We start from the raw sequence: 21,541 nt of genomic DNA, 5'->3' as shown, positions 1-21,541 counted from the left end.
ATAAAAAGGACGGACAAAGAATTTCTTGTCCGTTCTTTTTATTATACAGAGTTCGTTTACCAAACAGGTCGTATGCTCGATGCTAATTTACCTGTATTTTCTTTAGTAACGAATGTTGTTAAATCTTCTTTGAGCAATTGCATTCTTTCTGCACCTATGTTTTCAATCCATCGCTGCTCTATTTCAGCTACTATTTCTTCTTTTGCTTTCATTACTGACAAACCACGTTCGGTTAGAACAATGATTTTACCTCTTTTATCAGTAGGGTGCGTTTTGCGTGTAACGTAGCCACTATTCTCAAGAGAATCGACCATTTTACTTACAGCTTGCTTAGAAACCCCTAAATACTCAGCTAATTCTATACCTGTTGCTCCATTTGGAAGGATGCGTTTGAACATAAAACCATGTGCTGGTCTAATATCTTCAAATCCCAATTCACTTAATCTGTCATGTAGTTCAGTAATTAATGTACTGAATGATAATGATAAAAGTGAAGTAAGGTCTAATTCGTTAAATGTTTGATGATCCATGTATATAACCTCCTTACTTATAGTCAATCAAATTGACTATATGTTAGTGCTAGAACAAATCATGATTTATTTAAATAGAAATAATGGAGGTTTCACATGGTTAATATCGTTAAAATTAGAGGGAGTGTATTTGCGCCGTATGCTTTGCTGAAACCTATTCAGGATTCTGCAACGGGAAGGGTTTTTGAATATGCCGGAGATGCATGTGAATTTACACCGTACGCTGTGAACACAAAGCGTTCAAGATTAGAGCAAGAAGTGAATATTGATTTTTATAAAAGAGAAATTTTCACATATGCAGATGCTTGTATCGTCACTGTGAAAATTACAAATCCAGATGGCTCAATTGAGTATCAAAAAGGACAAACAAGTACAGAAAACATTGTATGTACTAATATTGCATGGAGTGAGGATGAGGTTTCATTTGAAATGAGAGCAAGTGCCAGCAATCCGTTAGACGCGGCAGCACCTGCAGCTGATTATTTTTTGACTATACGAGTTAGTAAGAGTGGTGCTGTGCATGTTGAAGGTTTACATGATGGTTTCCCTTGCTATGAATTTTATAAACAAATAGACTTTGGTTCATTTGAATTAATATATACATATGATTTCAGAGAAACGGATGATACCCCAGCAGCACTAGCTGGAGAAATGGAATATAGCTTTAAAACGACAATCTAGATATAAATATAGCGCTATTTTTAAGAAGGAAGTAGCAAACGTAAAAGAGAAAGCATTTGATTATGGGGCCGAAATGGTGGTCTGTTTTATTCAATAGTATGCAGTATCTAAAATAAAATTATAGAGGTGTTTCTTATGACTAATATCGTTAAAATTAGAGCCAGTGTATTTATTCCAATGTCTTGGACTGAAGCTAAGAAGGATATGGAAACAGGAAAAGTAATTCAATTCGAAGGTGATTCACGTGAATTTACACCGCATGCGGTAAATGTTATGCGCTCTAGAGTTGAGCAAGAGGTAGTAGTAGATTTTTATAAAGAAGAAGTGTTTTCATATGCAAACACAGGTATTACGACGGAAAAGGTTACAAATCCAGATGGTTCTGTGAATAAAAGAACAGGAAAAGCAAGTACCGAAAATATTGTGTGTACTGATATTGTATGGAATTCTGACGGTGTACAATTCAAAATGAGTGCAAGCGCTAGTAATCCATTAAATGTATATGCACCTCCTGTAGATTATTTATTAACTGTATGTGTTAAAAAGGATGGTAGTATCGATATTCAAGGAGAACACGATGGATTCCCTTGTTTTGAATTTTATAAGCAGGTAGATTTCGGTTCATTTGAACAAATTTATAAACATGATTTTAGAGAAACTGGTGATACAGCTGCAGCGTTAGGTGGAGACATGGATTATAGTTTTGCAAAGAGATTATAGGAAGTATGACAAATTACTTCATTCGTAAATGAAATTCAGCCGTCAAAAATAAGTATTACCCCATACTACGTCGCCTTTAGGCATGGATTTAATCATACAGAAAGCTATAGAACTATACAGAAAAGAACTTGGAGATGTTTAAACAGACTATAATGAGAAGCGGATACTATGTCCAATATAAGGGCATATATGAGTTACTTCGGTAACTCTTTTTCTTCTTCAACTAACGAAGCAGGATAGTTGAAGAAGGAATTTCTCTAAAATTTGAAGAATTTATATTCAAAAATATGTTAAGGGGCTTGTGAATTATATGGAATCCATTAGCAAAAGCGAAGTGAAGCTACGAGATATCACAGAGGAAGATCTTCCTATCTTTTATGAACAACAACTAGATTCAACGGCTAACTATATGGCTGCTTTTACAGCTAAAGACCCCACTGATAAGGACGCATTTTTTGACCATTGGACAAAAATTATCGCTGACGAGACCATCACAATTAAGACTATATTATTCAATGGCATTGTCACTGGACACGTCTCGAACTTTGAACAGTTCAGCGAACCCGAAGTAAGCTACTGGATTGGGAAGGAATATTGGGGTCAAGGTATTGCAACTAAAGCGTTGTCAGAGTTTCTGGAGTATATTAAGGTACGCCCGCTCTATGCTCGTGCCGCTAAAGATAACCTCGCCTCCATCAGGGTATTGGAAAAATGCGGGTTTAAAATCACCTCTGAAGATAAGGGGTTTTCCAACGCAAGAGGCAAGGATGTTGAAGAATTTATTTTGAAGCTTGAACCTTTTGATATGTAATTTAATACCGTAATACTATTGGAGTGGTTCTTGACTAAAAAACCTTCTGTTATTTAACTAACGGGTGCGTTAGTTAAACAAGAATCAAAAAGGATCTTCAACGGAAGATCCTTTTTGATTTCTACATAATATACATGAATATTTTGTTAGAGTCCTTATAAATTAAGATTTTTTTCAATTTAGGTCTTGATAAAGATGTCTAGGTTCTTTTTTTATTTGTTTCGAATTTGTGAACGAAAGAGATATGTATTGAAAATAATTTTTGTATATTTTATTATATACCCATACGGGTATAAGTTTTCTGTATGTGATACATGAGGAAATTAAATAATAAATAATGTGGAGGTTTGAAATATGTCTAGAAAAATTGTTGTAGTAGGTGGAGTTGCTGGTGGAGCATCAGTAGCTGCAAGACTTCGTCGTTTAAGTGAAGAAGATGAAATTATTATGGTTGAGCGCGGTGAATATATTTCATTTGCAAACTGTGGATTACCATACTATATTGGCGGTGTAATTACAGAAAGACAAAAACTATTAGTACAAACTGTTGAAAAGATGTCAAAGCGTTTTAATTTAGATATACGTGTATTAAGTGAAGTCGTAAAGATTAATAAAGAAGAGAAAACAATTACCATAAAGAATGTAACTACAAATGAAACATATAACGAGGAATATGATGTTTTAATTCTTTCACCAGGGGCGAAACCAATTGTTCCACCTATTCCGGGTATTGAAGAAGCAAAGGCTTTGTTTACATTACGAAATGTACCTGATACAGATCGTATTAAAGCGTACATTGATGAGAAGAAACCACGTCATGCGACGGTTATTGGTGGCGGATTTATTGGAGTGGAAATGGTTGAAAACTTAAGAGAACGAGGAATTGATGTTACGCTTGTAGAGATGGCAAATCAAGTGATGCCACCAATCGATTATGAAATGGCAGCATATGTACATGAGCATATGAAAAATCACAATGTTGAGCTTGTTTTTGAAGATGGTGTGGATGCATTAGAGGAGAACGGGACTGTTGTGCGTCTAAAAAGCGGCTCAATTATAAAGACTGATATGATTATTTTAGCAATTGGTGTACAACCAGAGAGTAGTTTAGCGAAGGATGCAGAATTAGAACTAGGAGTTAGAGGAACGATAAAGGTAAATGAGAAATTTCAAACATCGGACCCACATATATATGCAATTGGTGATGCGATTGAAGTGAAAGATTTTGTTACAGAAACAGAAACAATGATTCCTTTAGCGTGGCCGGCTAATCGTCAAGGTCGCATGTTAGCAGATATTATTCATGGTCATACGGATTCTTTATATAAAGGTACGATGGGAACTTCTGTGGCTAAAGTTTTTGATTTAACAGTTGCTACGACTGGAGTAAATGAGAAAATATTAAAACGATTAAATATACCCTATGAGGTAGTACATGTACAGGCAAACTCTCATGCGGGGTACTATCCAAATGCTACGCCAGTGCTAATAAAATTAATATTTAATAAAGATAGTGGGAAAATTTACGGAGCACAGGCTTTAGGACGTGACGGGGTAGATAAGCGTATCGATGTTATTGCAACGGCAATGAAGGCAAATTTAACTGTAATCGATTTACCGGATTTAGAATTATCATATGCACCCCCGTATTCTTCTGCAAAAGACCCAGTAAACATGGTGGGGTATGTGGCAAGTAATATAGTAGATGGTTTTGTGGACACGGTACAATGGCATGAAATAGATCGTATTGTTGAAAATAGTGGATATCTTATTGATGTTCGAGAGCCTAATGAACTAAAACAGGGAATGATTAATGGTTCTATTAATATTCCGTTAGATGAATTACGTGATCGTTTGGATGAAGTGCCGGTGGATAAAGAAATATATATTACTTGTCAACTTGGTATGAGAGGGTATGTTGCAGCGCGTATGTTAATGGAAAAAGGATATAAGGTAAAGAATGTAGATGGTGGCTTTAAATTATACGGAACAGTATTACCAGATCGTATTGTATATTGATGTTTATCCCGCATTAACGGGCAGTGAATCTTCCAATTTAAAAATTGGTGGGAGATTGCTGCTCGTAAAATTTAGCTTTGTATAGGCTCAAAAAATAAGGATAGAAGTCTCACGATATGCTTTTTTCACATTTAGGTTAAAAAATTAAAATTAGGGCTTTACAAAATACCCTACAGGGTATAATATATTGTCATAAGTTATAAATAGTGACATAATGGTAATGAGGTGATTATAGAATGGAATATAATCAAGATATAAAAAATCGATTAAAGCGTATTGAAGGGCAAGTTCGTGGTGTGCTTCGTATGATGGAAGAAGGAAAAGATTGTAAGGAAGTAATCACACAACTAACTGCTTCTCGTTCTGCATTGGATCGCTCGATTGGATTAATTGTGGGAACAAATTTGGAACAATGTTTACGTGAACAGTTTGAAAAAGGTGATGGTTCCAATGAGGATCTTATTAAAGAAGCTGTTCAATTACTAGTAAAAAGCCGATAATCTGTCAAACTTATTTGTTGACAGATTTTAAATAACATTTTAATATACCCGTACAGGTATATGTATATATACTTTGAGGAGGAAGTCAATATGAGTATAAAGGTAGATACACATTTAGATTGTAAAGGATTAGCATGTCCGATGCCGATTGTGAAAACAAAAAAGGCGATGGAGGCATTACAATCTGGGCAAGTGATTGAAATAGAAGCAACAGATAAAGGCTCTACAGCAGATTTACAAAGTTGGGCCAATAATGTTGGTCATCAATATATAGGTACAAAGCAAGAGGGAGATACCTTAAAACATTATGTAAGAAAAGCGAGTGCGCAAGAAATAAACGAATTAGTAAAATACACTCATACAGTAACAAATGAGGAATTACAAGAAAAGTTACTAGCTGGCGAAGAATGCATCGTTTTAGATGTAAGGGAAGAAGCGGAATATACATTTGGACACATCCCATCTGCAATTTCAATTCCGTTAGGTGAGTTAGAAGAAAAACAAAGTGTGTTAAGTCAAACAAAACCAATATATGTTGTTTGTCGGACAGGAAATCGCAGTGATCTTGCTTGTCAACTATTGGAGAAGCAAGGGTTTAACAATGTTAAGAATGTTATTCCTGGCATGCTGCATTGGAATGGAAAGATAGAAAAAAGATAAGGAAAAAAATTTTAAGTATAAATATACCGTAGGGGGTAATAGAATGAAGGTTAAACATTTAGCAGCAAAAGATGTTGCAGAAAAGGTTATGTATGAGGAGTTATTTATTTTAGATGTACGTAATGAAGCGGATTATGAAAACTGGAAAATTGAAGGGAAAGAAGTTACTTCAATGAATGTGCCGTACTTTGATTTATTAGAGGGTGTAGATCATATTGTAAGTGAATTACCTAAAGATAAAGATGTTTTAGTAGTATGTGCAAAAGAAGGATCTTCTATATTTGTGGCAGAGCAATTAACAGAGGCTGGATTAGAAAATATTTATTATTTAGCTGGTGGTATGAAGGCTTGGAGTGAATATGTAAAGCCTATAAAAATTGGAGATTTAAAAGATGGCGGAAGTATGTATCAGTTTAACCGCCTTGGAAAAGGTTGCTTATCATATATGGTCATTTCTAAAGGAGAAGCAGCTGTTATTGATGCAGTACGAACAGTTGAGGCATATGAGGAATTTGCAAAGGAACAAGGTGCTGTAATTACAAATGTAATGGATACGCATTTGCATGCCGATCATATTTCAGGAGGTCGTAAGTTAGCTGAAAAAGTAAATGGGACGTATTGGTTACCGCCGAAAGATGCGGAAGAAGTTGTATTTTCTTACGAACCACTTGTAGAAGGTGCTGTAATTACTGTTGGGGAAACAAAGATTGATATCGAAGCAATCTATTCGCCGGGACATACAATTGGTAGTACTTCATTTATTGTAGATGATGAGTATTTATTATCAGGGGACATTTTATTCGTAGATTCGATTGGGCGTCCGGATCTTGCTGGGAAAGCTGAAGATTGGGTAAGTGATTTACGTAATACTTTATATAGCCGATATAAAGAACTATCTCAAAGTTTAATTGTGTTACCGGCTCATTATTCAAAAATAAGTGAAATGAACGAGAGTGGGATTGTTAGCGCAAAATTAAAAGATTTATTTGAGTATAATGCAGGATTAAATATTGAGGATGAGGGAGAGTTTCGTAAAGTTGTAACAGAGAATTTACCACCTCAACCGAATGCATATCAAGAAATTCGTCAAACAAATATGGGGCAATTAAACCCAAGTCAAGAAGAAGAGCGTGAAATGGAGATTGGTCCAAACCGTTGTGCTGTTCACGACTAATTCGATTCCAAATGAAATGAAAAGTGGAGGTATGTAAGATGAATGTGAAAGAAGTATTAGACGTAAAAGGATTAGCATGTCCAATGCCAATTGTAAAAACAAAGAAGGCAATGAAAGCATTACAATCAGGAGAAGTGCTAGAAGTACACTTAACAGATAAAGGTGCGATTAAAGATATCCCAGCATGGTCAAAAACAGGTGGTCATGAAGTGTTAAAGCATACAGAAGAAAAAGGCGAATTAAAGTTCTGGATTAAGAAGGCTTAATTATAAAAAAAGCGGAGGTATGTAAGATGAATGTGAAAGAAGTATTAGACGTAAAAGGATTAGCATGTCCAATGCCAATTGTAAAAACAAAGAAGGCAATGGAAGCATTACAATCAGGAGAAGTGTTAGAAGTACACTTAACAGATAAAGGTGCAATTAAAGATATTCCAGCATGGTCAAAAACAGGTGGTCATGAAGTGTTAAAACATACGGAAGAAGCAGGCGAATTAAAGTTTTGGATCAAGAAAGTATAATATTTCAATGATAAGTGGAGGGTATTCTCTGCTCATTATTAGAAGTGAAGAGGATCGTCATATATGTTTTATATGGTTATACCCATAATAGTATTGATAATAGGAAATATATTAAAACGTTACGTTCCTGTTTTACATGTTGCACATATTTCAATAGAGCAAGTAAGACAAAGTGAGGATGTTATTGTTATAGATGTGCGTGACTATACAGAGAGTCACGGTAATCATACGTTTAAAGTTATGTGTATACCGTATGCGTATTTAAGGCGGTACTATTATGAAATACCAAATAAACCGATACATCTTATTGTTCATAATAAAGTAGATCGAAATTTAAGTGTTCGGTTTTTAAACAAGAAGGGGTTTTGTATTCAAAGTTATAGTGTAGCGACGAATAAAGTGAAACTTTAATCAGTGGGGGTTTTGTTCATCCCCTACTGATTATCAGCCCTCACCAATCGGGCGTTTACGGGCAGTTGATCTCCCACCTAACTTCTTTGCTCTAGCCGAATTTTGAGGTGGGTGTCTTACTGCCCGTTAATGCGGGATAAAAAAATATAACAGAAAGAGGCTATCATTATATGGATGGAAAGACAATATTGAATATAATCTTAATTATACTTGTAACTTGGTTTATCATTTCTCGTTTCTTACCAGCTAGAGGAGTGAAAAATATTTCAGGAAAAGAATTGAAGCGTATGATGGGGCAAAATAATAAACAATTTATTGATGTACGTACACCTGGTGAATATAGAGGAAATAATATTAAAGGGTTTCGGAATATCCCATTAAATGAACTGGCTAATAAAGCGAAACAGTTAGATAAAAGTAAAGAAGTTATTGTTCTTTGTCAAAGTGGAATGAGAAGTAAACAAGCAGCGAAAATGTTAAAGAAATTAGGATTTCAGCATATTACAAATGTTTCAGGTGGTATGAATGCGTGTAATTAAAAAGGAGTTGAAAAAATGAAAGAAATGACTGCAAAAGAATTAGAAGAAAAATTGTTACGTAAAGAAGCAGTAAATATCGTAGATGTACGTGAAGTAGAAGAAGTAGCTGAAGGGAAAATTCCAGAAGCATGTAATATTCCACTAGGACTATTAGAATTTCGTATGCATGAGTTAAATAAAAATCAGGAATATATTATCGTTTGTCGTTCTGGCGGGAGAAGTGCAAGAGCAGTTCAATTTTTAGAGAGCTACGGTTTTCGAGCGATCAATATGGTAGGTGGTATGTTAGCTTGGGAAGGTAAAGTAGAATAGGGCGAAAATAAACGATTTTTTATAGGGGCTTAAATACCCCTATAGGTAATTTGGAGGAGGAACAACATGGAGCAACAGAAGAAAACAACAATTGTTTTATTTAGTGGAGATTATGATAAAGCGATGGCAGCTTATATTATCGCAAATGGTGCAGCGGCGTACGATCAAGAGGTGACTATTTTTCATACTTTCTGGGGCTTAAATGCCCTTAGGAAAGATGAGCATGTGGAAGTAAAGAAAACTTTTATAGAGAAAGTGTTTGGAAAAATGATGCCGCGCGGTGTGGATAAGATGGGATTATCAAAAATGAATTTTGCTGGTATGGGGCCAAAAATGATTAAAGGAATTATGAAGAAGCATAATGTGATGCCTTTGCCAGACTTAATTGATATGGCGAAAGAGCAAGGGGTTAAGCTTGTAGCTTGTCAAATGACAGTAGATTTATTAGGGTTAAAAGAGGAAGAGATTATGGAAGGGGTAGAGTTTGCAGGAGTAGGTGCATATTTAGCAGATGCTTCGGATGGGAATGTGAATTTATTTATTTAAATCACCTTCTTTTTAGAAGACGGGGGATAACATATGAGTTTAACAGTACTGCTTTTTATTATTGGGTTTATAGGATCGTTTATATCAGGAATGGTTGGGATTGGCGGGGCAATTATTAATTATCCGATGATCTTATACATTCCGGTATTACTAGGATTTGCTGGCTATACATCACATGAAGTGAGCGGTATTACAGCGGTTCAAGTGTTTTTTGCAACTTTTGCAGGTGCGTGGGCATATCGGAAGAGTAACGATATGGATAAAACGTTAGTTGTGTATATGGGAGCTAGTATATTAATAGGAAGCTTTGTAGGTAGCTTTAGCGCGAATCTATTAAATGAGCATACTGTAAATGTTGTTTATACAATATTAGCTACTATCGCGGCTATTATGATGTTTATACCGAAGCGAAACAACTGTGAGGATTCAGAAGGAACTATGTATAATAAATGGCTAGCTAGTATGTTAGCGTTTATTGTAGGCAGTGTTTCCGGCATTATTGGGGCTGGTGGTGCGTTTCTTTTAGTTCCGATTATGTTAGTTGTTTTAAAACTACCGATACGTACGACAATAGCAACATCTATTGCTATTACTTTTATTTCCTCGGTAGGGATTACTACTGGGAAAGTGATTACGGGACAAGTAGTTGTTATCCCAGCGCTTATCGTTGCGGTAGCAAGTTTATTTGCCGCTCCGCTTGGAGTGAGAGTAGGGAAGAGAGTGAATCAAAAAGTTTTACAATACGTATTGTCTACTTTAATTGTAGGAACTGCGATAAAGATGTGGATTGATATGATATCGAAATAAAAAGATGGTGCTGCTTGTAGCACCATCTTTTTATTTATCCCGCATTAACGGGCAGTAAAATTCCCACCTTAAAATTCGGCTGGAGCAAAGAAGTTAGGTGGGAGATCAACTGTCCGTAAACGCCCGATTGGTGAGGGCTGATAATCAGTGGGGGATGAACAAAACCCCCACTGATTATAGTTTCACTTTATGCCCAAATAACTTTCATTAAATTCTTATATTCATCATTCGCCAGTTTATATAGCATTCTCGTATGTTCAAAGACAAGTGCTGGATTAAAGTTTGGTTCTGAGAATGCAAGAGATGCTGAAATATCAATTGCATTTTGCTTGTTTAGTGTGAATTTTGCAAATCGATAAGATGTGTTCAATTCATTGATGACGTGTAAAATATCATTTGTTGATGTTGCATCAGGTACATGAGCAACATTGAAGCAGTATATATCCACAGTAGGATGTTCGTTTTGGAAAGCAGCGATAAGTTGAATTTTTGCGCCAGCTTCTGTCTCTAATCCTACTGAAAAATGAACAGAACCATCATTTTCATCTATATTTTCTTCCATGTATATATCGTTGGATTTTAAGTAGTCTTTAAAATCTGAAATGTTATGTTTTACTGCAGCTTTCATATGTATGAGCCCCCTGATAATTGGAATAGATTACTACTATTTATTATAATTTAAAAATATTAAAAAAGATAGTTAGAAAGTTCTGATTTTTTATCTTAAAAAAGAAACCGCACTCTACCTCCATAGAGTACGGTTTCTTTTTATTCATTGTCATTAGACGATGTTTCTGTATCTTCACTGCTATTATCATTATGCTTGTTGTTACTTGATTCATGTTTGTTTGTATCCTCAGAGTCAGTTTCTTTCGTTCTCTCTGAGTTTGTTTTTTTCGAATCGGATGTAGATTCTTTCGTTTTCTCTGAGCTTGTTTTTTTCGAATCGGATGTAGATTCTTTTGTTTTCTCTGAGCTTGTTTTTTTCGAATCAGAGTCAGATTTTGTATATGCAGGTAGCCCAAGGTGACTACGAAGTTCGTTTGTAAGATTAGCTAAGTCTTTTTTATCTGGATTGTAGTAGTACGTTCGACCACCACCAGGAGATTGACTACATGTGTCATCACCTTTTGCCATGTAACAGTCTTCACCTTGAATTTGTAATTTTTCAATAGTAGAATCTGATCCATATTTATAGAATGAAAGCATATCGTCGAATGTTAAGTTTGTAACGAATTGGCCGTTAATATCATCAATGATGTTACCAACTTTTGTTACGGACCCAACGCTTGTTAGTTTCTTTAAAATGGCTTCAATAACGAGTTGCTGACGTTGTCCACGCATCGCATCACTATCAATGTGTCGTGTTCTAGCCAGAGCAAGAGCCTCTTCGCCATTTAACTTTTGAACACCTTTTTTCAGGTGAATGGCCTCAGCATTATCATTGCTATCTTGTTCAGTGAATTCAACTGGTACATCAACTTCAATACCGCCTAAGTCATCGACGATTTTTATAAATGATTTAAAGTTAAATTTTACAAAGTAATCGACAGGAACATTCATTAAATTTTCAACTGCATCAATGCTTGCTTGTGGTCCACCATCTTTTCCATTTTTAGTAGAACCGAATGCATGAGCGTGTGTAATTTTATCTTTTTTCTTTTCTACTGGAATATAAGTATATGTGTCACGTGGAATACTTAATAGTTTAACAGTTTTGCTATCTTTATTAAACGTTGCAAGTAACAGTGCATCCGTTCTTATAGCTTCACCATATTCTTTCCCACGGACATCGCTTTCATCAACACCCATTATTAAGACAGAGACGTTATTTGTAATAGGTTTTACAGCTTTATCACGTAAATCAGATTTATCACCGCGCGCTAAATCGTGAGCGGCGTTTCGAACAGCAGAAGATGCTTTATTGACTAAAAACCAAGTATAACTGCCACCTACTATTAAAAATAATAGAATAACGCTTATAATAATTTTTGTTTTTTTCCTACTCTTATTCGGGTTGTTTCGTGTATTTTCTTGCAAAGATGGGTTTTGCTCCATTTCTTGTACTCCTTCATTTGGATTGAAATACGACACTCATATCCACTTATTATAATGAAATTTAGCGAAAAAAAACATTACAAATCATTTACATTTCGTAAAAATTCAATTTATTTATAAAAAGTCAGATTTTCTATATTTTATTTATAGGATGAAGAATAAGTATAAGCTGTTTTAGTAGAAATGAAAATATGTATTGTGAGAAAGTGATAGAGAAGTAAGATTTGTTGAAATATAGCCAAGAAGAAATGAGTAGTCGTCCTTATATTTTCTATATAATAAAGAAGAATTTTACGGATGAAGGAGAGAGCATAATGAATCATACATCATTCCGAGCAATGGTCGTGAAAGAAAAGGAAAATAATCAATTTGAAAGAACCTTTGTTGAGAGAGAAGTAAATAGTTTACCTGAAGGAGACGTATTAATACGTGTTCATTATTCTTCATTAAATTATAAGGATGCCCTTTCAGCTAATGGTAATAAAGGTGTAACTAGAACATACCCTCATACACCTGGTATCGATGCGGCAGGAGAAGTTGTTAGTAGTAGAACCGCCTCCTTTAAGGAAGGAGATCAAGTTATTGTAACCGGATATGATTTAGGTATGAATACTTCTGGTGGTTTCGGAGAATATATTCGCGTGCCATCATCTTGGGTCGTTCCTTTACCAGAAGGAATATCTTTGAAGGAAAGTATGATGTATGGGACAGCAGGTTTTACAGCTGCTTTATCGGTATATAAGCTTATTAGAGCGGGAATTACGCCTAATATGGGAGATGTTTTAGTAACTGGTGCTACTGGCGGAGTAGGTAGTGTAGCAGTTAGCATTTTAGCGATGCTAGGATATAACGTAGTAGGGGCAACTGGGAAAATGGAAGAGGAGCAGATGCTACTACGTCTAGGAGCGAAAAAAGCTATTCATCGTGAAGAATTGCATGATAAGTCTGGGAAACCGATGTTGAAGGGTGTATACGCAGGTGTTATCGATACAGCTGGTGGGAACATGTTAGAAAGTTCTTTAAAGGTAGTTAAGTATGGAGGTTGTGTAACGACGTGTGGTAATGTAGCAGGGCATGAGTTAAATACAACTGTATACCCATTCATATTACGGGGGATCAGCATTTTAGGAATAGATTCAGTTCACTGTCCGGTAGATGTGAGAAGAGAAGTGTGGGCATTATTAGCGACTGAGTGGAAAAATTCAAAGTTAGTACCTTATACAGAAGAATGTACATTAGAAAAATTAGATGAGAAATTTGCACTTATACTGCAAGGAAAGTTAAAAGGAAGAACAGTTGTAAATATGAAATGAAAAAAAGAGACGCTAATTAGAGCGTCTCTTTTCCTATTATAATGATTGTTTTAATCCCATCTTACCTTGTTCGCCTAAAACACCATCAGCAATATTTACAGCGTGATCACCGATACGCTCTAAGTTACTTACCATATCAACAAAAATGATGCTTGCATCACCTGAACAGCTACGTTCGTTTAGACGTAATACGTGACGTTTACGAAGAACACGTTCCATTTGGTCAATTTTACGTTCCTTTGCAATAACAGTTTGAGCTAGTTCAGTGTCAAAGTTTGTTAAAGCTTCAACTGCGTCTTGTAATGTTGAAATTGTTAACTCAAGCATTTCATTTAGTTCAGCTAGTGCTTCATCTGATAGTGAAACACGGTTTGAAATTTGGAAATCTACAAGTTCTACAAGGTTTTCTACATGATCACCGACACGTTCAATATCTCCAACAACACCTGCTAGAACTGAATGTTTTTCAGAGTCTGTAGATGAAAGTGGTTTTTCTGATAGTAAAACTAAATACTCGGTAATTTTTTTATCTAAATTGTTAATAGCTCCTTCTAATTGAGTAGCCATGTTAGCGTGTTTTTTGTCTTGTGTATTTAAAAATTGGTTTGCTTCTTTTAATCCATGTAATGAAAACTCTGCCATACGGATAACTTCTTTTTGAGCTTCTGTTAATGCGATAGCAGGAGATTGCTCAATGAAAATTGGATTTAAATGTTGCGGTTTGAAATTAATAGCAGAATCTTCGCCACGAATAATTTTTGTTACAATCCATGCTAATACAGCAATGAACGGGAATTGAATAATAGTATTTGTTACATTAAACGTTCCGTGTGCAAATGCAATTGTCATTTCTGGATTTAAGTTTAATGACGTTTGGAAGTATTGAATTAAACTTGTAAATGGTACTAATAAAATCGTAAAGATAATCGTACCGACGATATTAAAGATAACGTGAACTAATGCTGCACGTCTTGCTGCAATCGAAGTACCGATTGCTGCTAATACCGCTGTAATTGTTGTACCGATGTTATCACCGAATAATACAGGAAGAGCAGCTTGTAAATCGATAGCGCCTTGACCGAATAGTTCTTGTAAAATACCGATTGTTGCACTTGAACTTTGTACAATTAAAGTGAAGACTGTACCGACAACAATACCTAAAATTGGATTGTCACTCATGCTAACCATTAATTCTTGGAATGACTCTAAAGAGCGAAGAGGCTTCATACCTGTGCTCATTAATTCTAAACCGAAGAATAACATACCAAAACCGAATACAACTTGACCTACAGAATGTACTTTTTTATTTTTAAAGAAGAATAATAAGATAGCTCCAACTGCCATAATTGGGAGCGCGTATTCTCCGATTTTAATCCCGATAATAAATGCAGTAACTGTCGTACCGATGTTTGCACCCATAATAACACCGATTGCTTGTCTTAATGTCATAAATCCGGCACTTACAAGTCCGACTGTTAAAGCAGTTGTTCCTGAACTTGATTGGATTAATACAGTAACTAACATACCTGCTAGTACACCCATAAGTGGGTTTGTTGTAAAGCGATCTAGAATATCGCGAAGACGATCTCCAGCTGCTTGTTGCAGTCCATCGCCCATGTATTTAATCCCGAATAAGAAAATACCTAATCCACCAATGAACTGGAAGATCATATCTTGAATATTGTATTCCACGCATTCCACTCCTTAAATTTCATGTACGATGTAATTATTAACTAAACCTTGAGGCACTGTAAACGGTTCACCTGTAAAATTTACACTAAATTTACAAAGGGGTGAAAAGTTTACAAATCTTTAAAGAAACACCTGGATTTAATTGGTTTTCATATTCAATACATGATAATTTTATTAAGAAGTCACATTTATCACACTATTTATAGGTAGTAAAAATAGGTGAGGAAAACTATCGATTAAAATTTCATTGTTCTACATATTTTTTGATGAAAGTTAAAAAAATATGTAGGACAATCAATGATGTTTTAAATTAAAAAAGCTGCCGAATTATCCAGCAGCTTTTTCATTAGTTTTATCCTTCTGTTTTTGTTTCCGTAAGTTTGTGATGTAAATGAAAAGGAAAGCGATAAGTAATAGGGAGGAATAACGATATACAGTTGCATAGTTGGTAAAGTGTGCAATGAATCCAAATATAATCGCTCCAGCACCAATTCCAAGGTCAAATGCTGAGAAAAATGTTGCTGTTGCTACTCCTCGTCGATGTGGTGCTACTCGATCAATCATCCATGCTTGTAGTGCTGGTTGAATTGCTCCGAAACCACTTCCATAGCACGCTGCCGCAATAATTAAGCTCGGAATTGTAGTTGTATACGACAGTAATATAATACCTGTAAACGTTATAATAACTCCTGGAATAATGACGAATGTATGACCTTTCGCATCATATAATTTTCCGGAAAATGGACGAGTTACAGCGATTGCAAGTGCGTTAAATAAAAAGAAGAGACTAATGTCAGCAATGCCAACTTCCGTAGCAAATAATGTGATGAAGCTCCCAATTCCTCCGTACATTAACGTAATACATAATATTAATAATGAAGGAAGTAAAGCTTTACGCTCAATAAATCCATCCAGAAAGGTACCAGATGTTTGCTGTGGTGGTTGCGGCGTTTTTTTGATTTGAAGTAGTTTCGTTAATATTAATGAAACAATTGTACATGAGAGTGCACATAAAAAAAGAATCGTGAAGTTATATGTTTGCATAAGCCAAAGTCCGATAAGTGGACCGAGTGCCATTGCAATAGTGCCAGAAAGACCGAAATATCCCATGCCTTCTCCGCGGCGAGCTTGCGGAATTAAATCTGAAACGACAGTTCCGTATGTAGTCGTTGTAATGCCGAACCCAGCCCCATGTAAAATGCGAACGGCAAGCAGGAGGAAGACGGTTGAAGCGAAAAGGTAGCTACCCATAGCTAATAAACAAATGGCAGTACCAATCATTAAAATGATTTTTTTATTGAATTTTTGCAAGGCATTTCCAGTTAGGGGTCTAACAAATAGTGCCGCAACGGTAAACATGCCGACAACAAATCCGATATTTGAACTTGTGCCGCCAATTTCTTTCACATAAACAGGTAAAGTTGGAATTAACATTTGAAATCCTAAAAACATACATAAGTTTGCTAGAATTAACGCAATAAACTCTTTCGTCCATAACGGTTCTCGTTTTACGAGTACTGCCTCTCCCATATATTCATCCCCTATATAAAAGTTTTCTCTGTTCTTTCGAGTATATGTATTGGTCAATGTTACAGTCAAGGAAGGTGCATTGAAAACGCATAACAATTTTTAAGGCAGAAAAACTGACAAATTTGTGTAAAGGCTACACAACTATGAAAAAAAGATGTAAAGTATAGATGTATAGACTAGTATTTGTTATGAATGATAGAAATTTTTTTCTTTTCAGAAAGCGGATTCAAAAAGTGGTGAACGAGAAGGGGATACATACTTTTTCACTACATATATTTGAAAAGGTTTACAATATGATGAAGAAAGAGGCGTGTACATATGAGACGATTAGGTATTTCTATTTATCCAGAACATTCGACAGTAGAGAAAGATAAGGAGTATTTAACATTAGCAAGTAAATACGGATTTACACGTGTATTCACATGTTTACTATCTGTAGATGGCGAAAAAGAGAAAATTGTAGAAGAGTTTAAAGAAACGATTTCTCATGCGAATGCATTAGGGTTCCAAGTATTGGTTGATATCAGTCCGTCTGTTTTTGAGCAACTAGATATTTCTTATAATGATTTATCGTTTTTCCATGAACTAGGTGCTTACGGTATTCGTTTAGATGTTGGTTTCTCTGGTTTAGAAGAATCGATTATGACGTACAATCCGTACGGCTTAAAAATTGAGATTAATATGAGCAATGGCACAAAGTATGTAGATAACATTATGAGTTATAGACCAAATCGTGAAAATTTAATTGGCTGTCATAACTTTTATCCACACCGTTATTCAGGGTTATCATACGATCATTTCATTAAATGCTCGAAGCAATTTAAAGATTACGGCATGAGAACGGCTGCATTTATTTCATCATTTGATGCAACATATGGGCCTTGGCCAGTAACAGAAGGGTTATGTACGTTAGAGCAGCATCGTGAATTGCCGATGACAACACAGGCGAAGCATTTGTTTGCGACAGAATTAATTGATGATGTTATTATTGCGAATGCTTATGCATCAGAAAAAGAACTAGAGGCACTTGGTGAATTAAATAAAGATAAGCAAACTTTTGATATAGAAATTTATGAAACGACAACAGAGTTAGAAAGAATTATCGTGCTAGACGAACCTCATTTTTATCGCGGGGATGTATCTGAATATATGATTCGTTCTACTCAAAGTCGTGTGAAATATAAAAAAGAGGAATTCAAACCGCATAATACGCGCGAGATTAAGCGGGGGGATCTTTTAATTGATAATGAACAATACGGTCAATATAAAGGTGAATTACAACTTGCCTTAAAAGATATGGTGAATACGGGGAAAACAAATGTAGTTGGCCGAGTTGTAGAGGAAGAAATTTTCTTATTAGATTATTTACAAGCTTGGGATAAGTTTGGATTTACACTAAAGAAATAAATTAATGTGGAATAAAGAAGGTAGGAGGGGATGCTATGGCATCCTCTTTTTTCTGTTGAAATAGTAGTCTATCGTATATAGAATTCAAAGGGATAGATTTTAACTTGGACGGGAGAGAAGTAGAAGGAAAGAATATAAGAATCATAAAAAAAGAGTCAGCCTCAACGTTGAGACTGACTCTTTTATATAGTAATTAGTTTAAAATTTTCACTTTAACTGTTTGGCGTCCCCAGTTACTTGATGAACCTTTATCTGGCATTAAAACGTCAATTTTATTTCCTTTAATAGCTCCACCAGTATCACCAGCGATTGCTACTCCGTAACCTTCAACCCATACTTTTGAACCTAATGGAATCACGCTTGGATCAACCGCAATTAGTTTCATATTTGGGTTTGCTGTTAAATTATGACCCATAGATGATTTTACTTGGTCGCCTGCTTTGTAACCATTTTCAAGTGGATCTGCTGTATAAGCTGTTGCTACGACTGTGAACTCACGAGAAGAAGATGGTGCACTTGTTTCAGTTTCTTTTGCAACAGGTTGTTGTGTAGCTGGTTTTTGAGCTTTAGCTTTAGTTGCCTCTTGAGCTTCAGCTTCTTCACGAGCCTTAGCCGCTTCACGAGCTTTAGCTGCTGCCTGAGCTTCAGCTGCTTCACGAGCTTTAGCTGCCTCTTTAGCTTTAGCTGCTGCTTGAGCTTCAGCTTCTTCTTGAGCTTTAGCTGCTTCACGAGCTTTAGCCGCTTCTTGAGCTTTAGCTGCTGCTTGAGCTTCAGCTGCCTCTTGAGCTTTAGTTGCTTCACGAGCTTTAGCCGCTTCTTGAGCTTTAGCTGTTGCTTGAGCCTCAGCTGCCTCTTGAGCTTTAACTGCTTCACGAGCTTTAGCCGCTTCTTGAGCTTTAGCTGTTGCTTGAGCCTCAGCTGCCTCTTGAGCTTTAACTGCTTCACGAACTTTAGCTGTATCTTGAACTTTAGTTACTTTTTCAGCCTTAACTGCTGGCTGAACTTTAACTGGCGCTGTACCAGTTAAGTAAGGAACATGTACATAAGCTGTTTTGCCGTTATATTCAAATTGGATCCAATCATCTTGTACTTGGTGTGTTGTTTCGATTACATCATCTTTTTTCAACTTACCAAGAATCTCTGAATCTGTATTTGCTCCAGCACGTACGTTTAATACGTTTGCTGTTACGTAGTAAGTGTCTTTCGTATAGTCAGCGCTTACGAAAGCTTCTTTACCGTTATTTAATTTAACTTTTGACCATCCATTTTCTGTATGTAGAACATTTACTTTATATCCATCTAATAATTTTCCGACAACTTTTGATTCAGTAGTTGGGTTTTCTCGTACATTCAATACATCAGTTGTTACGATAGTTTCTGCTTTAGCAGATGTTGTGAAAATCCCAAGACCAAAAACCGCTGCTGTTGCTATACCCATAAATTTTTTCATAATAGCCTCCATTGCATTTGTTTTCGTTGACCTCATTATAGCAACCATTATTTTCTTATTTGCGGAAAACACAAAACTACAAAGCATTCGTAACGAGGCGTTAATATTCTGTAATAATTCCAGGAATATCCTGATAGCGTTTTCTTTGCGTTTTTCGGGGGATTAGAACATATGATTCATAAAATCAATACTTTTTTAATTACCAATGGATTAACAATGTGTCAATAATGTTACATAGTAGTTTCTGTGACATTACAAAAGAGAGGCGTTTAACTGTTTGAATCGTAATGTAGTTATGAAAGTATAATCTTTTTGTGTGTAAAGTCATATATATAGGGTAAATTTTAATGAAATAGAGATATAATTGTTACAAAATAAATTGTGGTATGGAAAAAATTACGCCTTGAATTTGTTCTGTTACATATTATTTTTGCAATAAGATGATTGCATGATGGCTTTAGTAAGAAGTGAAAGTTTAAATGATAAAAAGATATTCGTAACATAAAACATATATAATAGAAGAAACATGATTTGAAGGGACGATATCGTTATTAATTGGCTCGTGAATCGCTGTAGATTTATATAATAGAAGTTAGAGGTTCTTACTGCCCGTAAATGCGGATAAAATTGTATTTGTCTTCAACAAAATAAAAAACGTAGGAGTGTAAACTCCTACGTTTTTTATTTACTCGTATCGTAAACATTCAATTGGATCAAGTTTTGCAGCTTTGTTAGCTGGTAGTAAACCGAATGCAATACCGATTAGCATTGAGATTCCTACTGCAAGAAGTCCAAGTTCTTTTGAGACAACGAGTGGCCATCCGGCAAAGATTGAGACGATCCAAGCGAAGAAAATACCGAGCATGAATCCGATGAATCCACCGAGTCCCGTTAAAATACAAGATTCGATTAGGAATTGTGTTAATACTTTACCACGTGTTGCACCAAGTGCTTTACGAATACCAATCTCACGTGTACGTTCTGTTACGGATACAAGCATGATGTTCATTACACCGATACCACCAACAAGTAAGGAGATAGCAGCAATACCACCGAATACCATTTTCATCATACCGATTGATTCATCTAATTGCTTCGTAAATTCACCTAAGTCCTGTGCTTCGAATTTATGCTCAAATTTAGGAGCTTTCATTTCGTTTAAAACAGAAACGGCTTGTTTTTCTACACTTTTACGTTCTGTTGGAGAGGTCATTGTTAATTTTACAGAGTCATACTCATTTACTCCTGAAATGACAGGAGCGTTTTCAAGTGATGTATAACCTTCAGGCATAGCCATTCCGAATTCGTTTTTCGTTTCGTATATACCGACTATTTTATACGGCTTTCCTTTTATATCAGTGTATAAATTTGATTCCCAACCGTTAAATAATTTGTTGAAAGCTTCTTCATTTAATATAACAGCGGGAATTGCTTGGTTTAATTCGCTGTCGTTTAATTCACGGCCGTGAATTAATTTTATCTTTGAATCTGTCATAAAGGCGCCTGTGCCACCTTTTAAATCAAGAGAGACATCCTTTGAACCAGAAGATGCTTTTACTTTCATACTCACATCTGGATAAACATCTTTAACGCCTGGCACAGTTTGAAGACGCTTTAACATATCAGCTGTGATTTTGGCACTATCTGTTCCGTAATCAGGGTTGTTGTAGTAAATCGTTACTTCATTATCTTTTCCTTGGCCTAACTCTTTTTTAAACTTTGCGTTTGTACCATCACCCATTGAAATGATAGTAATAATGGCGCTAATACCGATAATAATACCTAACATCGTTAATATAGAACGCATTTTATGAGCAAAGATAGAGGAAAGGGCCATGCGTATATTTTCACTCGTGTTCAA

The 21,541-nt window shown here is 35.6% G+C and carries 23 protein-coding genes; 16 read left to right on the top strand and 7 right to left on the bottom strand.

Annotated features, from left to right (window positions below):
- Positions 1-56 precede the first annotated feature (56 nt).
- Positions 57-530, bottom strand: coding sequence for a MarR family winged helix-turn-helix transcriptional regulator (locus MR109_RS19290; RefSeq protein WP_071717802.1), 474 nt, complete (start codon positions 528-530; stop codon positions 57-59).
- A gap of 96 nt (positions 531-626) precedes the next feature.
- Here MR109_RS19290 and MR109_RS19285 point away from each other — a divergent pair, with 96 nt between their 5' ends.
- The 14 genes from MR109_RS19285 (at position 627) to MR109_RS19220 (ending at position 10,230) form a co-directional block, all read left to right on the top strand.
- Complete coding sequence (locus tag MR109_RS19285) at positions 627-1,211, top strand: DUF3238 domain-containing protein (RefSeq protein WP_242273558.1); 585 nt, start codon at positions 627-629, stop codon at positions 1,209-1,211.
- 135 nt (positions 1,212-1,346) lie between these two features.
- Positions 1,347-1,931, top strand: a complete 585-nt coding sequence (locus MR109_RS19280; protein WP_002170481.1) for a DUF3238 domain-containing protein — start codon at positions 1,347-1,349, stop codon at positions 1,929-1,931.
- 310 nt (positions 1,932-2,241) lie between these two features.
- A complete protein-coding gene (locus MR109_RS19275) occupies positions 2,242-2,742 on the top strand; it encodes a GNAT family N-acetyltransferase (protein WP_178940807.1) in 501 nt (166 codons plus the stop codon).
- A 354-nt stretch (positions 2,743-3,096) separates the two neighbouring features.
- Entirely contained in the window at positions 3,097-4,761 is a 1,665-nt protein-coding gene (gene cdr / locus MR109_RS19270) for a CoA-disulfide reductase (protein ID WP_242273557.1), read from the top strand.
- A gap of 236 nt (positions 4,762-4,997) precedes the next feature.
- The gene (locus MR109_RS19265; protein ID WP_002170484.1) at positions 4,998-5,261 is read left to right on the top strand and encodes a metal-sensitive transcriptional regulator; all 264 of its coding nucleotides are present in this window, start codon (positions 4,998-5,000) and stop codon (positions 5,259-5,261) included.
- Positions 5,262-5,351: 90 nt separating this feature from the next.
- Entirely contained in the window at positions 5,352-5,921 is a 570-nt protein-coding gene (locus MR109_RS19260; RefSeq protein ID WP_242273556.1) for a sulfurtransferase TusA family protein, read from the top strand.
- 43 nt (positions 5,922-5,964) lie between these two features.
- Entirely contained in the window at positions 5,965-7,095 is a 1,131-nt protein-coding gene (locus tag MR109_RS19255; RefSeq protein ID WP_242273554.1) for an MBL fold metallo-hydrolase, read from the top strand.
- 38 nt (positions 7,096-7,133) lie between these two features.
- Positions 7,134-7,361: a sulfurtransferase TusA family protein gene (locus tag MR109_RS19250; protein ID WP_242273552.1), complete on the top strand. Its 228-nt coding sequence runs from the start codon at positions 7,134-7,136 to the stop codon at positions 7,359-7,361.
- A 26-nt stretch (positions 7,362-7,387) separates the two neighbouring features.
- Positions 7,388-7,615, top strand: coding sequence for a sulfurtransferase TusA family protein (locus MR109_RS19245; RefSeq protein WP_242273551.1), 228 nt, complete (start codon positions 7,388-7,390; stop codon positions 7,613-7,615).
- Positions 7,616-7,678: 63 nt separating this feature from the next.
- Positions 7,679-8,026 (top strand): hypothetical protein, encoded by a 348-nt coding sequence (locus tag MR109_RS19240; protein ID WP_048373626.1) that lies wholly within the window; start codon positions 7,679-7,681, stop codon positions 8,024-8,026.
- Positions 8,027-8,196: 170 nt separating this feature from the next.
- Positions 8,197-8,565 (top strand): rhodanese-like domain-containing protein, encoded by a 369-nt coding sequence (locus tag MR109_RS19235; protein ID WP_048373624.1) that lies wholly within the window; start codon positions 8,197-8,199, stop codon positions 8,563-8,565.
- Positions 8,566-8,580: 15 nt separating this feature from the next.
- Entirely contained in the window at positions 8,581-8,877 is a 297-nt protein-coding gene (locus tag MR109_RS19230) for a rhodanese-like domain-containing protein (RefSeq protein WP_002170491.1), read from the top strand.
- Between the two features lie 66 nt (positions 8,878-8,943).
- Positions 8,944-9,423: a DsrE/DsrF/DrsH-like family protein gene (locus tag MR109_RS19225; RefSeq protein ID WP_071717795.1), complete on the top strand. Its 480-nt coding sequence runs from the start codon at positions 8,944-8,946 to the stop codon at positions 9,421-9,423.
- A 33-nt stretch (positions 9,424-9,456) separates the two neighbouring features.
- The gene (locus MR109_RS19220) at positions 9,457-10,230 is read left to right on the top strand and encodes a sulfite exporter TauE/SafE family protein (protein ID WP_048373620.1); all 774 of its coding nucleotides are present in this window, start codon (positions 9,457-9,459) and stop codon (positions 10,228-10,230) included.
- Between the two features lie 187 nt (positions 10,231-10,417).
- Here the strand turns inward: MR109_RS19220 and MR109_RS19215 are convergent, their stop codons facing one another.
- Both MR109_RS19215 and MR109_RS19210 read right to left on the bottom strand, forming a co-directional pair.
- Positions 10,418-10,858 (bottom strand): hypothetical protein, encoded by a 441-nt coding sequence (locus tag MR109_RS19215; RefSeq protein ID WP_000642361.1) that lies wholly within the window; start codon positions 10,856-10,858, stop codon positions 10,418-10,420.
- A gap of 140 nt (positions 10,859-10,998) precedes the next feature.
- The gene (locus tag MR109_RS19210) at positions 10,999-12,288 is read right to left on the bottom strand and encodes an LCP family protein (protein ID WP_048373716.1); all 1,290 of its coding nucleotides are present in this window, start codon (positions 12,286-12,288) and stop codon (positions 10,999-11,001) included.
- Between the two features lie 227 nt (positions 12,289-12,515).
- Here MR109_RS19210 and MR109_RS19205 point away from each other — a divergent pair, with 227 nt between their 5' ends.
- Positions 12,516-13,601, top strand: a complete 1,086-nt coding sequence (locus MR109_RS19205; protein WP_242273550.1) for a YhdH/YhfP family quinone oxidoreductase — start codon at positions 12,516-12,518, stop codon at positions 13,599-13,601.
- Positions 13,602-13,637: 36 nt separating this feature from the next.
- On the opposite strand, the gene MR109_RS19200 is transcribed toward MR109_RS19205, so the two are convergent.
- Positions 13,638-15,293, bottom strand: coding sequence for a Na/Pi cotransporter family protein (locus MR109_RS19200; protein WP_242273549.1), 1,656 nt, complete (start codon positions 15,291-15,293; stop codon positions 13,638-13,640).
- A gap of 327 nt (positions 15,294-15,620) precedes the next feature.
- The gene (locus MR109_RS19195; RefSeq protein WP_025150244.1) at positions 15,621-16,823 is read right to left on the bottom strand and encodes an MFS transporter; all 1,203 of its coding nucleotides are present in this window, start codon (positions 16,821-16,823) and stop codon (positions 15,621-15,623) included.
- 318 nt (positions 16,824-17,141) lie between these two features.
- Here MR109_RS19195 and MR109_RS19190 point away from each other — a divergent pair, with 318 nt between their 5' ends.
- The gene (locus tag MR109_RS19190) at positions 17,142-18,230 is read left to right on the top strand and encodes a DUF871 domain-containing protein (RefSeq protein ID WP_242273548.1); all 1,089 of its coding nucleotides are present in this window, start codon (positions 17,142-17,144) and stop codon (positions 18,228-18,230) included.
- Positions 18,231-18,423: 193 nt separating this feature from the next.
- Here MR109_RS19190 and entC read toward each other — a convergent pair whose 3' ends face one another.
- Both entC and MR109_RS19180 read right to left on the bottom strand, forming a co-directional pair.
- A complete protein-coding gene (gene entC / locus MR109_RS19185; RefSeq protein WP_277931055.1) occupies positions 18,424-19,803 on the bottom strand; it encodes a cell wall-binding protein EntC in 1,380 nt (459 codons plus the stop codon).
- Between the two features lie 562 nt (positions 19,804-20,365).
- Positions 20,366-21,541 (bottom strand): ABC transporter permease, encoded by a 1,176-nt coding sequence (locus MR109_RS19180; RefSeq protein ID WP_242273547.1) that lies wholly within the window; start codon positions 21,539-21,541, stop codon positions 20,366-20,368.

Source organism: Bacillus cereus group sp. BfR-BA-01310 (assembly GCF_022664325.1).
In the GTDB taxonomy this organism is placed as follows: domain Bacteria; phylum Bacillota; class Bacilli; order Bacillales; family Bacillaceae_G; genus Bacillus_A; species Bacillus_A paramycoides.
The sequence above is the reverse complement of the archived record's forward strand: the minus strand, read 5'-3'. Positions and strand labels throughout refer to the sequence as shown.

Bases quoted from the DNA above. Each gene is read 5' to 3' on its own strand.
- MR109_RS19280 (WP_002170481.1), top strand. From the start codon at position 1,347: ATGACTAATATCGTTAAAATTAGAGCCAGTGTATTTATTCCAATGTCT.
- MR109_RS19195 (WP_025150244.1), bottom strand. From the start codon at position 16,823: ATGGGAGAGGCAGTACTCGTAAAACGAGAACCGTTATGGACGAAAGAG.
- MR109_RS19210 (WP_048373716.1), bottom strand. From the start codon at position 12,288: ATGGAGCAAAACCCATCTTTGCAAGAAAATACACGAAACAACCCGAAT.
- MR109_RS19250 (WP_242273552.1), top strand. From the start codon at position 7,134: ATGAATGTGAAAGAAGTATTAGACGTAAAAGGATTAGCATGTCCAATG.
- MR109_RS19225 (WP_071717795.1), top strand. From the start codon at position 8,944: ATGGAGCAACAGAAGAAAACAACAATTGTTTTATTTAGTGGAGATTAT.
- MR109_RS19245 (WP_242273551.1), top strand. From the start codon at position 7,388: ATGAATGTGAAAGAAGTATTAGACGTAAAAGGATTAGCATGTCCAATG.
- MR109_RS19285 (WP_242273558.1), top strand. From the start codon at position 627: ATGGTTAATATCGTTAAAATTAGAGGGAGTGTATTTGCGCCGTATGCT.
- MR109_RS19230 (WP_002170491.1), top strand. From the start codon at position 8,581: ATGAAAGAAATGACTGCAAAAGAATTAGAAGAAAAATTGTTACGTAAA.
- cdr (WP_242273557.1), top strand. From the start codon at position 3,097: ATGTCTAGAAAAATTGTTGTAGTAGGTGGAGTTGCTGGTGGAGCATCA.
- MR109_RS19240 (WP_048373626.1), top strand. From the start codon at position 7,679: ATGTTTTATATGGTTATACCCATAATAGTATTGATAATAGGAAATATA.
- MR109_RS19255 (WP_242273554.1), top strand. From the start codon at position 5,965: ATGAAGGTTAAACATTTAGCAGCAAAAGATGTTGCAGAAAAGGTTATG.
- MR109_RS19215 (WP_000642361.1), bottom strand. From the start codon at position 10,858: ATGAAAGCTGCAGTAAAACATAACATTTCAGATTTTAAAGACTACTTA.
- MR109_RS19235 (WP_048373624.1), top strand. From the start codon at position 8,197: ATGGATGGAAAGACAATATTGAATATAATCTTAATTATACTTGTAACT.
- MR109_RS19275 (WP_178940807.1), top strand. From the start codon at position 2,242: ATGGAATCCATTAGCAAAAGCGAAGTGAAGCTACGAGATATCACAGAG.
- MR109_RS19265 (WP_002170484.1), top strand. From the start codon at position 4,998: ATGGAATATAATCAAGATATAAAAAATCGATTAAAGCGTATTGAAGGG.
- MR109_RS19260 (WP_242273556.1), top strand. From the start codon at position 5,352: ATGAGTATAAAGGTAGATACACATTTAGATTGTAAAGGATTAGCATGT.
- MR109_RS19290 (WP_071717802.1), bottom strand. From the start codon at position 530: ATGGATCATCAAACATTTAACGAATTAGACCTTACTTCACTTTTATCA.
- MR109_RS19220 (WP_048373620.1), top strand. From the start codon at position 9,457: ATGAGTTTAACAGTACTGCTTTTTATTATTGGGTTTATAGGATCGTTT.
- MR109_RS19190 (WP_242273548.1), top strand. From the start codon at position 17,142: ATGAGACGATTAGGTATTTCTATTTATCCAGAACATTCGACAGTAGAG.